The 14,088-nt window shown below is 72.9% G+C and carries 12 protein-coding genes and 1 tRNA gene; 3 read left to right on the top strand and 10 right to left on the bottom strand.

Annotation, left to right across the window (positions count from 1 at the left end; all coding sequences use genetic code 11):
* Nucleotides 1-33: 33 nt before the first annotated feature.
* Together EAO73_RS02615 and EAO73_RS02610 are read right to left on the bottom strand one after the other, a co-directional pair.
* Nucleotides 34-1,374, bottom strand: coding sequence for a 6-phospho-beta-glucosidase (locus tag EAO73_RS02615; RefSeq protein ID WP_147969813.1), 1,341 nt, complete (start codon nt 1,372-1,374; stop codon nt 34-36).
* Between the two features lie 136 nt (nt 1,375-1,510).
* Nucleotides 1,511-1,708: a hypothetical protein gene (locus EAO73_RS02610; RefSeq protein WP_147969812.1), complete on the bottom strand. Its 198-nt coding sequence runs from the start codon at nt 1,706-1,708 to the stop codon at nt 1,511-1,513.
* Between EAO73_RS02610 and EAO73_RS02605 the strand changes: the two genes are divergently transcribed.
* Together EAO73_RS02605 and EAO73_RS02600 are read left to right on the top strand one after the other, a co-directional pair.
* Nucleotides 1,654-2,148, top strand: a complete 495-nt coding sequence (locus EAO73_RS02605; RefSeq protein WP_412074559.1) for a class F sortase — start codon at nt 1,654-1,656, stop codon at nt 2,146-2,148. The two genes, EAO73_RS02610 and EAO73_RS02605, sit on opposite strands and share 55 nt — an antisense overlap.
* A 100-nt stretch (nt 2,149-2,248) precedes the next feature.
* Nucleotides 2,249-3,865: an FAD-dependent monooxygenase gene (locus tag EAO73_RS02600; protein WP_147969811.1), complete on the top strand. Its 1,617-nt coding sequence runs from the start codon at nt 2,249-2,251 to the stop codon at nt 3,863-3,865.
* Here the strand turns inward: EAO73_RS02600 and EAO73_RS02595 are convergent.
* The gene (locus EAO73_RS02595; protein ID WP_147969995.1) at nt 3,862-4,683 is read right to left on the bottom strand and encodes an RNA methyltransferase; all 822 of its coding nucleotides are present in this window, start codon (nt 4,681-4,683) and stop codon (nt 3,862-3,864) included. The genes EAO73_RS02600 and EAO73_RS02595 overlap by 4 nt on opposite strands.
* A gap of 109 nt (nt 4,684-4,792) precedes the next feature.
* Nucleotides 4,793-4,877: transfer RNA gene (locus EAO73_RS02590), tRNA-Leu, on the bottom strand.
* 257 nt (nt 4,878-5,134) lie between these two features.
* On the opposite strand from EAO73_RS02590, the gene EAO73_RS02585 reads away from it, so the two are divergent.
* A complete protein-coding gene (locus EAO73_RS02585) occupies nt 5,135-6,439 on the top strand; it encodes a DUF2254 domain-containing protein (protein WP_147969810.1) in 1,305 nt (434 codons plus the stop codon).
* A gap of 21 nt (nt 6,440-6,460) precedes the next feature.
* Here the strand turns inward: EAO73_RS02585 and EAO73_RS02580 are convergent, their stop codons facing one another.
* The 6 genes from EAO73_RS02580 to EAO73_RS02555 all read right to left on the bottom strand — a co-directional run bounded on the left by EAO73_RS02580 (nt 6,461) and on the right by EAO73_RS02555 (nt 14,063).
* Nucleotides 6,461-8,044, bottom strand: a complete 1,584-nt coding sequence (locus EAO73_RS02580) for an aldehyde dehydrogenase family protein (protein ID WP_191133905.1) — start codon at nt 8,042-8,044, stop codon at nt 6,461-6,463.
* Nucleotides 8,045-8,111: 67 nt separating this feature from the next.
* Entirely contained in the window at nt 8,112-9,116 is a 1,005-nt protein-coding gene (locus EAO73_RS02575; protein ID WP_147969809.1) for a sugar phosphate isomerase/epimerase family protein, read from the bottom strand.
* Nucleotides 9,117-9,128: 12 nt separating this feature from the next.
* Nucleotides 9,129-10,340, bottom strand: coding sequence for a Gfo/Idh/MocA family protein (locus tag EAO73_RS02570; protein ID WP_147969808.1), 1,212 nt, complete (start codon nt 10,338-10,340; stop codon nt 9,129-9,131).
* Nucleotides 10,341-10,390: 50 nt separating this feature from the next.
* A complete protein-coding gene (locus EAO73_RS02565; RefSeq protein WP_147969807.1) occupies nt 10,391-11,431 on the bottom strand; it encodes a substrate-binding domain-containing protein in 1,041 nt (346 codons plus the stop codon).
* Nucleotides 11,432-11,508: 77 nt separating this feature from the next.
* Nucleotides 11,509-12,540: an ABC transporter permease gene (locus EAO73_RS02560; RefSeq protein WP_147969806.1), complete on the bottom strand. Its 1,032-nt coding sequence runs from the start codon at nt 12,538-12,540 to the stop codon at nt 11,509-11,511.
* On the bottom strand, nt 12,537-14,063 hold the full coding sequence (locus tag EAO73_RS02555) for a sugar ABC transporter ATP-binding protein (RefSeq protein ID WP_147969805.1): 1,527 nt from the start codon (nt 14,061-14,063) through the stop codon (nt 12,537-12,539). The genes EAO73_RS02560 and EAO73_RS02555 overlap by 4 nt, the downstream gene beginning before the upstream one ends.
* Nucleotides 14,064-14,088 lie beyond the last annotated feature (25 nt).

Here is a 14,088-nt window from a genome sequence, read left to right as displayed (position 1 = left end):
CCCCGAGGGCGGGGGCCACTCCTTCCGACCGCCTCAGGCCAGGTGCGCCAATTCCGGGTGCGCCTTCGCGTAGCCGTCGACGAGGCGGCGGGCGACGGAGACCGAGTCGACCAGCGGGTGCAGGGCGAAGGCCCGGACGGCGTCCGCGCGGGACCCGCTCGCCGCCGCGTCCAGCACCGCGCGCTCGACGGCCTTCACCGAGGTGACCAGGCCGACGGCGTGGTAGGGCAGCGGGTCCACGGCGACGGGCCGGGCTCCATTGGCGTCGACCAGGCAGGGCACCTCGATCACGGCGTCCGCGTCGAGCACCGAGAGGGTGGACCGGTTGCGGACGTTGAGGATCAGGGTGGTCCGCTCGTCACGGGCGATCGCCCGCATGAGGGCGAGCGCGACCTGTTCGTAGCCGCCGGATTCCAGATCGCTCTCCTCGCGCTCCCCCGCCCCGGCCACGTCCCGGTTCTCCGCCATGTACGTGGCCTCGCGCTCGGCGCGGGTGCGGTCCCAGGTGGCCAGGGCGGGGGTCGCCGGGTCCTTCATCCGGCCGTAGAAGCCCTCCTGCTGCTCACGGAGGAAGGCACCCCGGGTCTGCGCGGCCTCCTGGTAGGCGCGGACGGCCTCACGGTTGAAGTAGTAGTAGTGCAGGTACTCGTTGGGGATCGAGCCCAGCGAGCGCAGCCAGTCGGCACCGAACAGCCGGCCCTCCTCGAAGGAGCCCAGCAGCTCGGGATCGGCGAACAGGCGCGGGAGTTCGTCCCGGCCGGCCACGTAGAGCCCGCGCACCCAGCCGAGGTGGTTGAGGCCGACGTAGTCGACGCGGGCCAGGTCCGGGTCGGCGCCGAGGACCCGGGCGATGCGGCGGCCGAGGCCGACCGGTGAGTCGCAGATGCCGATGACGCGGTCGCCGAGATGCCGGGACATGGCCTCGGTGACCAGACCGGCCGGGTTGGTGAAGTTGATGACCCAGGCGTCCGGTGCGAGCCGGGCGATGCGCCGCGCCAGGTCGTCGGCGACCGGCACGGTGCGCAGCCCGTACGCGATGCCGCCGGCGCCGACGGTCTCCTGGCCGAGGACGCCCTCGTCGAGCGCGACGCGTTCGTCGGCCGCCCGGCCCGCGAGGCCGCCGACGCGGATCGCGGAGAAGACGAAGTCGGCGCCGCGCAGGGCCTCGTCCAGGTCGGTCGTGGCGCGGACGGCGGGCGCGTCCGCGATGGACGCGGCCTGCTCGGCGAGGACCCGGGCGACGGCGGAGAGCCGGTCGGTGTCCGTGTCGTGGAGGGTGACGGCCGTGACCCGGCCCTCGGCGTGGTCGGCGAGCAGCGCCCCGTACACCAGTGGAACCCGGAATCCGCCGCCGCCCAGAATTGTCAGCTTCACGCTTCCGCATGGTACGTGGAGCCCGGCGCCCGCCCGGTGGATCCCCGCCGGTCCGCGACGTCCGGCGTGGGGCGGCCCGGCGGCGGGGGCATCGCGTCCGCCCCCGTCCCGGGCCGCTCCGGAACCGCCGCGGGCCTCAGTCGCCGTTCCACCAGCGGGTCACGACGCGCCAGAGCCGGGCGGGCGCGCCGGGCCTGCGCTGGCGCGGCACCCTTCCGGTGGCCGTACCGGCCAGTGCGTCCGCCGAGCCGTCGACGGTCGCGGTCGCCCCGGCCGGGGCTGCGGCCGGCGCGGCCCGCCAGGACTGGGAGGTCCAGTCCTCCGTCCGGCACACGGCCCCCCGCCCACGTGTCCATCCCGTCCCTCGGCGTGGACTCCGACGTCATGCGGCTCGGCCTCAACCCCGACCGCACCGTCGAGGTCCCGCCGGCCGACAAGGGCATGACGACCGGCTGGTACACGGGCAGCGCCGTCCCCGGCGAACCCGGCGCGGCGGTCCTCATCGGCCACAACGACACCCGCTTCGGCAGGGCCGTCTTCCACGACCTGCGCAAGATAGCCAAGGGCGCGGACATCGTGGTCCGCGACAGCGGCGGCAAGGACATCCACTTCGAGGTCACCGCCCGCGAAACGGTGAGCAAGAACGCCTTCCCCACGGCCCGCGTCTACGGCCGCACCACGGACCGCGCCCTGCGCCTCATCACCTGCGACGGCGCGTTCGACTCGAACGGCCACCCGGTGGACAACCTGATCGTGTACGCGAAGCGGACGTGACGGGCGGCCCCTGGTCCTCCGCTCCCCCGTTCGCCGCCCGCCCCGTGCCGGGCGACCATGAGTACGGGAACCCGACGGGGCAACGCACCGGGAGGCATCCGTGGCGCAGGAACGCTCCAGTGAGCACGCGACCGACGTGCTGATCATCGGCGCCGGGCCCGTCGGGCTGAGTGTCGCGGCGGAGCTGCGGCGGCGCGGGGTGGCGTGCCGGCTCGTCGACCGGCTGCCGGGCCGGCTTCCGTACGCGAAGGCTGTGGGTATCCAGCCGCGCACGCTGGAGCTCTGGGACCGGATGGGCCTGGCCGGGGCCGTGCTGGAGGCGGCGGCGCCGATGTACGGGCAGCTCATCCATATCGACGGGGCCGAGGTGGCCCGGATCGAGCTCGCGCTGCCGCCCGAGGTGCCGTACGGGTTCGCCTCGCTTCCGCAGTACGAGACCGAGCGCATCCTGGAGGAGTACGTCGCCGGGTTCGGCACGGCCATCGAGCGCGGGACGGAGCTGGAGGGCTTCGACCAGGACGCGGACGGGGTGACGGCGCGGCTGCGTACGGCATCCGGTGGGACGGAGGAGGTGCGGGCCGGGTATCTGGTCGGCTGCGACGGTGCGCACAGCACCGTACGCAAGGGGCTCGGGCTCTCCTTCGAGGGAGGGGCGTTCGGCGAGGAGTACATGCTGGCCGATGTCGAGGCCGACTGGGACCTGCCGTACGGGTACGGGGTGCGCGCCAACCACACCGCGGCCGACGGGTCCACGGACGATCTGCTGGTCTGCATCCCGCTGCCGGGTACGGGCCGCTACCGGATGTCCATGCTGGTGCCGCCCGCGCTCTCCACCGGTCCGGCGGACGGCGGCGAGGTGGCGCACGGTCTTGAGGGCGGGCGTACGCCGGCGCTCCCGGACATCCAGGCCGTGGTCGACCGTCTGGCGCCGAGGCCGGCGGTCCTGTCGCGGATGCGCTGGTCGTCGGTCTTCCGGATCAGCCACCGGATCGTGGACCGGTACGGCGAGGGCCGGGTCTTCGTCGCGGGCGACGCCGCCCACATCCATCCGCCGACCGGTGCGCAGGGCATGAACACGGGCATCCAGGACGCCTGCAACCTGGCCTGGAAGCTCGCCCTCGTGGTGCGCGGCGAGGCCGGGCCCGCGCTGCTGACCAGCTACGACGCCGAGCGGCGGCCGGTGGGCGAGGAGGTCGTCGGGCGGACCGTCCGGCACGCCACCCGGGGTGTCGAGAACGACGCGGACGGTCTGGAGACCGTGCTGCTCCGCGAGGCCCAGCTGCTCGTCGGCTACCGCGACGGGCCGCTGGCCGGCACCCCGTACGGGCCCCCGGACGCCCCGCAGCCCGGCGACCGCGCCCCGGACTGCGGCGGGCTGACGCACCCGGTGGCGGCGTACCCGCTGCGGCTGCTCGACGTACTGCGCGGCCGGACGGGCCATGTGCTGCTGCGGTACGCGCCGCAGGGCGTCGAAGCGTCGGAGGCGGGCGGCATGGACACCGTCACCGTCGTGGCGGGCGACGCGCCGGCGGACGCGCCCGGCTACCGGGACACGGGCGGCGAGTTCGCGCGCCTCTACCGGCCGGACGGGCCGACCGGTTTCGTCGTACGCCCGGACGGGCAGCTCGGCGCCCGCTTCCCGCTGTCCCTCGCGTCCAACGCGCTGCCGCGCTATCTGGCGGCCCTCTCCGCCCGGGGCACCGACGACTCGGCTTAGCCCCGTGCCTTCGTCAGCCGCTGGCGGCGCGCCTCGTACAGGACGATCGACGCCGCATTCGAGGCGTTGAGGGAGCTGGCCGAGCCCGTCATGGGGATGCTGACGACGTGGTCGCAGCGGTCGCGCCAGGCGTTGCTGAGGCCGGCCGTCTCGTTGCCGATGAGGAGCAGGACGGGCTGGGTGAGGTCGAACTCCGAGGCGTCGCACTCGCCGTCCTCGTCGGTGCCGACGACGACCACCGGGCGGCGCTGCGCGCGCTCCGCGTCCAGCCACTGGCCGACCTCGTGGTGCGAGGGGGTGCGGACCACGGGGAGGGCGAAGAAGGAGCCCGTCGTCGCCCGGACAGCCTTCGGGTCGTACGGGTCGGCCGCGTGCCCCGTGACGATCAGGCCGTGCGCGCCGAAGGCGTCGGCGGAGCGGATGATGCTGCCGATGTTGCCGGGCTGCGTCGGGCGGTCGAAGACCAGGCCGAGGAAGTCGTCACCGACCGGGATGCGGGTCAGGTCGTCGGGGGCCATCTCGACCACGGCCAGGACCTCCGGCGCGCCCTCCGCCCGCTCGCTCAGCTCCGCGAGCAGGTCGGGGGCCATCGCGATGCGCTCGGTGGTGATGCCGCGCATCAGCTCCTCGGCCCAACGCGAGAGGGGGCGGCTCGCGTCGTACAGGAGGGAGCGGATCGTCCAGCCGTGCTCGACGGCCATGGTGATCGGCCGGACGCCCTGGACGAGGAACTCGCGGGCGCGCCCGCGCTTGGTCCGGTTGGTGAGCAGCGTCTGGAACTGCTGAAAGCGGGCGTTGCGGGTCGAGATCCGCTGCACAGCCACCGGTGGGTCCTCCAGGGTCGATCGCTCGTCCGGCGGCGGCATGGGCCGTCCCCGGAAACCAGAAATTCCCACGGTTCGCGATGAACCGTGGGAACTGGATGAGTGTCCGAGGGGGGACTTGAACCCCCACGCCCGATAAAGGGCACTAGCACCTCAAGCTAGCGCGTCTGCCATTCCGCCACCCGGACCAGGTGATCCGCCGCGGTCTCCCGTGGCGACAAAGAAAACAATACCAGGGGTTTGGGGTGCCTCTCACCTGGATATCCGGTGGCCGGCCGGTGGACATTGCGCTGGTCAGTGCGGTGCGGGGGTGTCCGGGAGGTGTTTCGCCCCGGCCGTGCGCCCCTCCCGTACGGACCGTCGCGACGCACGTACGGACCGTGGAGCCGGAGGGTCGGCGCCGGGGTCCACCGGCGGGCGGACGGGGCGGGTTACGTTCGCTCGCATGAGTGATCGCGGCTCCCGTCCTCCCCGCGCCCTGTCACCTCTGCGCGAGCACCTGCGCGAGACCTTCTGGTTCGCCCCGGCCATGACGCTCGTCGTCGCGTGCGTGCTCTGGTTCGCCGCCGCGGCGGTGGACGAGCAGATCGTCTCGTACCTGCGCGAGGAGCGGGCGTACGACGAGATCCAGGACCTGGTGAAGGTCGCCGAGGACACCAAGCAGATCGTCGTCACGGTCAGCTCCGCGATGATGACCTTCATCGGTGTGGTGTTCAGCATCTCGCTGGTCGCCGTACAGATGGCGAGCGGGCAGCTCACGCCACGGGTGGTGCGGATCTTCGTACGGAGCCGGATCAGCAAGCTCACCCTCTCGGTGTTCCTCGCGACGTTCGTGTTCTCGCTGCTGGTGCTCAGCTCGTACGAGAGCGAGACCGACCCCCGGCGGGTCACCTCGCTGCCGTTCGTGCAGAGCCTGCTGACCGCCGCGCTCGTCGGGCTGAGTCTGCTGCTGTTCATCGCGTACGTGAGTTCCACGCTGCGCCTCATGCAGATCGGGCCGGTCCTCGATCACATCACCCGGGACACCTTCCGGGTGCTGGGCCGGATGCCCGCCGGCCGGCCCGGCGAGGAGCCGCTGCCCGACGAGACCGGGCAGATCCCGTACGAGGGACGGGCCGGGGTGCTCCGGGACGTCAACGTCGCGCGGCTGGTCCGGGCCGCCCGGCGCCAGGGCGTGGTGCTCCGGCTGATCCCCCGGCTCGGGGACTTCGTGGTGCCGGGGACGCCGGTGCTCGCCGTGCACGGCGGGGCGGCGCCGAGCCGGCACGCGCTGCGGTACACGGTGTCGGTGGGCGTCGAGCGCACCCTGCACCAGGACCTGGCGTTCGGGCCGCGCCAGCTGTCGGACATCGCGCTGCGGGCGCTGTCCGCCGCGACGAACGACCCGACGACCGCCGTGCAGTGCCTGGACCGGATCGTGCAGTTCCTCGCCACCGCCGTGCGGCTGCCGCTCGGCACCGTGCACCACCGGGACCGCAAGGGCGCGGTCCGGCTCGTGCAGGAGGTGCCGTCGTGGGAGGACCTGGTGGACCTCGGCTTCGAGGAGGTCCGCCGGTGCGGGGCCGACGCCCCCCAGGTGACGCGGCGGCTGCTGGCCGGGATCGACGACCTGATGCCGCTGGCCGGTCCCGGCCGGCGGGGACCGCTGGTCCGGCACCGCGCGCTGCTGGTGCAGGCGGTGGAGCGCGCGGTGCCGGAGGTGGCCGAGCGGGAGTTCTCGCTGCTGCCCGACCGGCAGGGGATCGGCTGAGGGCCGCTCGGGGCGCTGGCTCTACGGCATCAGGTGGTGGCCGGGGAAGTTGCCCGGGGGCCGCTCGCCCTCGGGGCCGTCCGTGACCGCGCGGACCAGGAGGTCCCCGCCGACGAAGGCCCCGCTCCAGGAGGCGCCGAAGCCGCCGAACAGCTCCTCGCGGTCGCCCCGGGAACGCGGTTTGCCGTGACCGGTCTTGAAGGCCCGGATCTGCGGGGCCAGCCGCTGGTACGTGGCGGGGTCGTCGGTCGACAGGGTGGCGACCAGGGCCCCGTTCGACGCGTTCATCGCGGCCAGCAGCTCCGCCTCGGTGTCGACCAGCACGATCGTGTCGACCGGCCCGAAGGGCTCCGCGTGGTGCAGCGGCGAGGACGGCGGCGGGCCCAGCAGGGTGACCGGGTGGAGGTACGCGGAGGTGTCCTGGCCCGGCAGGAAGTGCCCGCCGGACGCCGAAGCGTCGCCCCGGTAGAGCGGGACCGCGCCCCGGTCGACCGCCTCGGCGACCTGGTCGGCCAGCTCCTTCGCCTTGGCGGCGTTGATCAGGGGGCCGAAGTCCAGGTCGGGCAGCGGGTCCGAGGGGTCCGCGACGGCGAGGGGGTGGCCGACGCGCAGGGAGCGGACCGCCGGGAGGTACGCCGCCAGGAACGCGTCGAAGGAGCTGCGCTGGACGACGAACCGGGGGTAGGCCGTGCAGCGCTGCTTGCCGTAGTCGAAGAGCTTCGGGATCACGGCGGTGAGCGCGTCCCAGTCGGTGTGGTTCCAGATGCCCCAGGTGTTGAGGCCCTCCTGTTCGAGGATGTGCCGCTTGCCGAGGTCGGCGACGGCGGTGGCGATCCTCGCCCCGGTGTCGCGGCCCCCGACGAAGGAGACGCAGCCGATCTCGGGCGAGCGCACCAGCGCCTCGGAGAGTTCGCCGCCGCTGCCGCTGACCAGGGTGAGGGGCAGTCCCTCGCGGACGGCGAGCGCACAGGCCAGGGTGAGGCAGGCGACGCCGCCGTCGGTGGGCGTCTTGGCGATCACCGCGTTGCCGGCCAGGGCCTGCACGAGCATCGCGTGGACCAGCACGGACATCGGGTAGTTCCAGCTGGCGATGTTGGAGACCGGGCCGGGCAGCGGGGCGCGGTCGGTGAGCATCCGGTCGATGTTCTCGACGTACCAGCGCACTCCGTCGATCGCCCGGTCCACGTCCGCCGTGGCGAGGCGCCAGGGCTTGCCGATCTCCCAGACGAGCAGGAGGGCCAGCAGGTCACGGTGTTCGGTCAGGGCGTCCAGGGCCGCGGTCACCCGGGCCTTGCGCTCGTCGAGCGGGGTGTGGCGCCAGGCGCGGTGCTCGTCCAGGGCGGCGCGGACCGCGCGGGCGGCGGTGGGACCGTCGAGCCGGGGCGCCCCGGCGATGGGGGTGCCGTCCACGGGGGTGGTGGCGGGGAGCGCGCGCCCTTCGCGGTGCCAGGTACCGGCCCAGAGGTTCAGGACGCGGTCGCCCTGGAAGGCCTCGGGGGCGACGGCCAGGCAGCGGTTCCAGGCGTCGGACCAGGCGGTGCCCGGTTTCAGGGCGAGCGCGGGGGCGGCGGGGACGGGGACGGGGGGCGCGATGGTGGCAGCCATGGGTTACTCCGCTCTCGGTGCACGGTCGGGGCGGGGGGCCCACCCCCGTGGGACGGCCCCCGGGGTCTCAGTCCCTCCCCCCGAATGCCGAGTCGAACGACGCGCTCGGCGGCGGGAAGTCGTACCGCTTCAGCGAGGCCAGCGCCTCCGGGGCGCCCGCCAGCCGGTCCATTCCGGCGTCCTCCCATTCCACCGAGACAGGGCCCTCGTAGCCGATGGAGCGCAGCATCCGGAACACGTCCTCCCAGGGGACGTCCCCGTGGCCGGCCGAGACGAAGTCCCAGCCCCGGCGCGGGTCGCCCCAGGGGAGGTGGGAGCCGAGGCGGCCGTTGCGGCCGTCGAGGCGCTTGCGGGCCTCCTTGCAGTCCACGTGGTAGATCCGGTCCCGGAAGTCGTACAGGAAGCCGACCGGGTCCAGGTCCTGCCAGACGAAATGGCTCGGGTCGAAGTTCAGCCCGAAGGCGGGACGGTGGTCCACGGCCTCCAGTGCGCGCTGCGTGGTCCAGTAGTCGTACGCGATCTCGCTGGGGTGCACCTCGTGGGCGAAGCGGACGCCCTCCGCGTCGAAGACGTCCAGAACCGGGTTCCAGCGCTCGGCGAAGTCCTCGTAACCGCGCTCGATCATGTGCGGCGGGACCGGCGGGAACATCGCGACGAGGTGCCAGATCGAGGAGCCGGTGAAGCCGATGACGGTGTCCACGCCGAACGCGGCGGCGGCCCGCGCGGTGTCGGCGATCTCGGCGGCGGCCCGGCGGCGTACGCCCTCCGGTTCGCCGTCGCCCCAGATGCGGGCGGGCAGGATGCCCTGGTGGCGTTCGTCGATGGGGTGGTCGCAGACGGCCTGGCCGACCAGGTGGTTGGAGATCGCCCAGCACTTCAGGCCGTACTTGTCCAGGAGTTGACGTCGGCCGTCCAGGTACGCCGGGTCGGCCAGGGCCTTGTCGACCTCGAAGTGATCGCCCCAGCAGGCGAGTTCGAGGCCGTCGTACCCGAAGTCGCGGGCGTACCGGCAGACCTCCTCCAGGGGCAGGTCGGCCCACTGGCCGGTGAAGAGGGTGAAGGGTCGGGGCATGCGCGGGGCCTCCTAGAGCGGTACGGGGGTGAGGACGGAGTTCTTCGCGGCGCTCTCCTCCACCGCCGCCAGCACCCGCTGCACCTGGAGGCCGTCCGCGAACGACGGTACGGGCGGGGCGCCTTCGGCGAGAGCGCACACCACGTCGCGGGCCTGGTGGACGAAGGTGTGCTCGTAGCCGAGGGCGTGGCCCGGCGGCCACCACGCCTCCAGGTAGGGGTGTTCGGGCTCGGTGACGAGGACGCGCCGGAAGCCGGCCGTGGTGGCGGGTTCGGTGTGGTCATGGAAGGAGAGTTCGTTGAGGCGCTCCAGGTCGAAGGCGAGCGAGCCGCGCTCCCCGTTGATCTCCAGGCGCAGGGCGTTCTTGCGGCCGGCCGCCATCCGGGTCACCTCGAAGGAGGCCAGGGCACCGGAGGCCAGCCGCCCGGTGAACACCGCCGCGTCGTCCACGGTGACCGGACCCGTTTCCCCGGCCGCCACCCCGCCGCCGAGGCCCCCGGACAGTCCGGCGGGCCGGGGGCGTTCGCGTACGAAGGTCTCGCTCAGCGCCGACACCGCGACCAGCGGCTCCCCGGCCAGGTACTGCGCGAGGTCCACGACATGCGCGCCGAGGTCGCCGAGCGCCCCGGAGCCCGCACGCTCCTTGTCGAGCCGCCAGGTGAGCGGGGAGGCGGGGTCGGTGAGCCAGTCCTGGAGGTAGACGGCGCGTACGTGGCGCAGGGTGCCGAGGCGGCCCTCGGCGATGAGGCGGCGGGCGTGGGCCAGGGCGGGCACCCGCCGGTAGTTGAAGCCGACGAAGGCCGCGCGGCCCCGGGCGGCGGCACGCTCGGCCGCCGCCGTCATGGCCTCGGCCTCGGCCACGGTGTTGGCGAGCGGCTTCTCGCACAGCACGTGTTTGCCGGCCTCCAGGGCGGCGAGGGCGATCTCGGCGTGGCTGTCGCCGGGGGTGCAGATGTCGACGAGCTGCACGTCGTCGCGGGCGATCAGGGCGCGCCAGTCGGTCTCGGCGGCGGCCCAGCCGTGCCGTCCGGCCGCGGCCTCGACGGCGGTGCGGTCGCGTCCGCAGATCGCGGCGAGGACCGGCCGCATCGGCAGGTCGAAGACGTGTCCGGCGGTGCGCCACCCCTGTGAGTGGGCGGCGCCCATGAACGCGTATCCGACCATGCCGATCCCGAGCGTCGGCGGCTCGGCCGTCTGCTGCTGCGTCTGATCCCTCTGGGCCATCCGGGGCTTCCTCCTCGTCGGTGGTTCGGCACGTACGGTGTCGGGGCCGGTCAGTTGAAGCCCGTCGGCAGGTACTGGTCGACGTTGTCCTTGGTGACGACGGCGGAGTAGAGGGTGAGGCTGGTGGGGATCTCCAGCTCGGCGAGTCCGGAGACACCCTTGGACTGGCCGAGGGCGCGGGCCAGGTCGATGGCCGAGGCCGCCATGGTGGGCGGGTAGAGCACGGTGGCCTTGAGGACGCTGTTGCCGGCCTTGATGGCGTCCATCGCGGACTTGGCGCCGGCGCCGCCGACCATCAGGAACTCGTCGCGGCCGGCCTGCTGGATGGCGCGGAGCGCCCCGACGCCCTGGTCGTCGTCGTGGTTCCACAGGGCGTCGAACTTCTTCTGCGCCTGGAGGAGCTGCGCCATCTTCGCCTGGCCCGACTCGACGGTGAAGTCGGCCGCCTGACGGGCCACCAGCTCGATGTTGGGATAGTTCTTCAGGGCGTCGGCGAAGCCCTTGCTGCGCTGCTTGGTGAGCTCCAGGTTGTCGATGCCGGCGAGTTCGACGACCTTGGCGTTCTTCTTGTCCTTGAGCTGTTCGCCGATGTAGGTGCCGGCGTTGAGGCCCATGCCGTAGTTGTCGCCGCCGATCCAGCAGCGGTAGGCCTGCGGGGAGGCGAAGATCCGGTCCAGGTTGATGACGGGGATGCCGGCGCGCATGGCTTCCAGGCCGACCTGGGTGAGCGCCTTGCCGTCGGCCGGCAGGACGACCAGGACGTCGACCTTCTTGTTGATGAGGGTCTTGACCTGGCCGATCTGGGCGGCGGTGTCGTTGGAGCCCTCGGTGGTCTCCAGGGTCACCTCGGAGTACTTCTTCGCCCGGGACCTGGCGTTCTCGTTGATGGCGTTGAGCCAGCCGTGGTCGGCCTGCGGTCCGGCGAAGCCGATGGTGACGGGCCTGCCGGGCTTGTCGTCGGCGGCGGGTGCCCCGCTCTGCGCGGGGGCGTCCTTCTCCTTGGGTTCGTTGCTGGTACAGGCGGTCAGGAGGGCGCCGGCGGAGACGGCGGCGGTGCCGAACAGGAGGCCTCTGCGACTGGTGTGCGGCATGGCTGTGGAACCCTTCATCCGGTGGGTGGGTGCGGGGAGCGGTGGGGGTGCGGGGAGCGGTGGGGCGGGGCGGTGGCTCAGGCGTCCGTGCGGGAGGTGCGGCTCTGGACGAGGACGGCGGCGACGATGATCGCGCCCTTGGCGATCTGCTGGACGTCGCTCTGCAGGTTGTTGAGCGCGAAGATGTTGGTGATCGTGGTGAAGATCAGGACACCGAGGACGGAGCCGGTGATGGTGCCGCGTCCGCCGCTGAGGAGGGTGCCGCCGATGATCGCGGCGGCGATGGCGTCGAGTTCGTAGAGGTTGCCCGCGGTGTTCTGGCCGGAGCCGGACAGGATGATCAGCATGAAGGCCGCGATGCCGCAGCACAGCCCGGACAGCAGATAGAGGTAGAGCCGCTGGCGGCGGACGTCGATGCCGGCGAGCCGGGCCGCTTCGGCGTTGCCGCCGATGGCGACGGTGCGGCGGCCGAAGGTCGTACGGTTCAGCAGCAGCCAGCCCGCGACGGTGACGGCGGCGAAGATCAGGACGAGCGGCGGGATACCGAGCACGTAGGAGCCGGGCAGGCCCAGGTCCAGGACCTCGGTGACGGTGACGATCTGGGTCTTCCCGTCGGTGATCATGAGGGCCACACCGCGTGCGGAGGCGAGCATCGCCAGGGTCGCGATGAACGGCACCACCCTCCCGTACGCGATGAGCACCCCGTTGACCAGTCCGGCGCCGAGGCCGACGAGCACGGCGGTGAACAGGATGCCCGCGAAGCCGTACTCCTGGGTGGCGAGGGTGCTGGCCCAGACGGAGGCGAGGGCGACCATGGCGCCGACCGAGAGGTCGATGCCGCCCGAGGTGATCACGAAGGTCACGCCGACGGTGACGACACCGATCACCGAGGCCTGGGTCAGGACGAGTTGGAGGTTCCCGGTGTCCAGGAAGGCGTCCGGCTCGGTGATCCCGCCGACGGCCACCAGCACGGCGAGGATGCCGAGCAGGGACAGGGTGTGGAGGTCCATGCGCAGCCCTGTGGTGCGCCGGGGTGCGGTCTTCTTCAGGGCCACGGGTGCGGGGCCCCGGTCCGGCCCGCTCTGCGCCGTGGGAACGGGGTGGGTCATGACGTCGGGCTCCCTTCCATCACGAGGTCGAGTACGCGGTGTTCGTCGAGGTCCGTGGCGTCGGCGGTGTGCACGACGCGTCCCTCGCGCAGGACGAGCACCCGGTCGGCGAGGCCCAGCACTTCGGGCACTTCGCTGGAGACCAGCAGTACGGCGAGCCCTTCGTCGGCCAGCCGGCGGATCACGGCGTAGAGCTCGGCGCGGGCGCCGACGTCCACCCCTCGGGTCGGTTCGTCGAGCAGCAGCACCCGGCAGCCGCGGAGCAGCCATCGGGCCAGGACCGCCTTCTGCTGGTTGCCGCCGGAGAGGGTGCGGACGGGGGTGTCCGGGTTGTCGGGGTGCAGCGAGAGCGTGCGGGTCGCGTCGCGGGCCGCCCTCCGCTCCGCCGTACGGTCGAGCCAGCCGGCCCTGGAGTAGCGGGACATGGTGGAGACCGAGACGTTGCGGGTGACGGATTCGAGCATCAGCAGGGCCTGCGCCTTGCGTTCCTCGGGGGCGAGGCCGATGCCGGCGGCGACGGCGGCACGCACGCTTCCGGGGCGCAGCGGCCTGCCCGCGACGGTCACCCGGCCGGCGGTGGCGCGGCGGGCGCCGTAGACGGTCTCCAGGATCTCCGAGCGCCCGGAGCCGACGAGTCCGGCGAGGCCGACGATCTCGCCCGGCCGCACCTCCAGGTCGACCGGGGCGAACTCCCCTTTCCTGGCCAGCCCTTCGACGGTGAGTACGGGGGCGGCGGAGGTGCGCCCGGCGGGCGGCGGGGTCCGCGGCGGGAAGACGTACTCCACCTTGCGGCCGGTCATCAGCGCGACGATGTCGTGGGTCGGGGTGGAGTCGGCGGGCAGGCCGGAGGCGACGGCCCGGCCGTCCTTGAGGACGGTCACCCGGTCACCGATGCGGCGGATCTCCTCCAGGCGGTGCGAGATGTAGACGACGGCGACACCTTCGGCGGTCAGCGACTCGATGATCCGGAAGAGGTTGCCGACCTCGTCGGGGTCGAGCGCCGCGGACGGCTCGTCCATCACGATGAGGCGTACGTCGTGGGAGAGCGCGCGGGCCATGGAGACGATCTGCTGCTGGGCGGCGGAGAGTTCACCGACGGGGCGTGCGGGGTCGATCTCCGGGTGGCCGAGCCGGGCCAGCAGGGCGGCGGCCTCGGTACGGGCCCGGCGGGCGCGGACGACGAAGCCGGCGCTGGTGGGCTCGTGGCCCAGGAAGACGTTCTCGGCGACGGACAGGCCCCGGACCAGGTCGAGTTCCTGGTAGATGGTGGCGATCCCGAGGCGCATCGCGGATATCGGCGTCCTGAGCACGGCGGGGGCGCCGCACCAGGTGATCTCGCCGTCGTCGGGCTGGTGGGCCCCGGCGAGGACCTTGATGAGGGTGGACTTGCCGGCCCCGTTCTGGCCGAGGAGGCAGTGCACTTCACCGGCCTGCACCTCCAGGTCGACGCCGTCGAGGGCGCGGACACCGGGGAAGGACTTGGTGATGCCGGACATGGTGAGCAGGGGTGGTTGCGGAGCCATGACGAATCCCCTCGGCGGGCGGGGT

Origin of the sequence: Streptomyces sp. col6 (genome assembly GCF_008042035.1) — a bacterium.
GTDB lineage: Bacteria > Actinomycetota > Actinomycetes > Streptomycetales > Streptomycetaceae > Streptomyces.
Note: the sequence above shows the minus strand (reverse complement) of the source record. Positions and strands in the feature narration are given on the sequence as shown.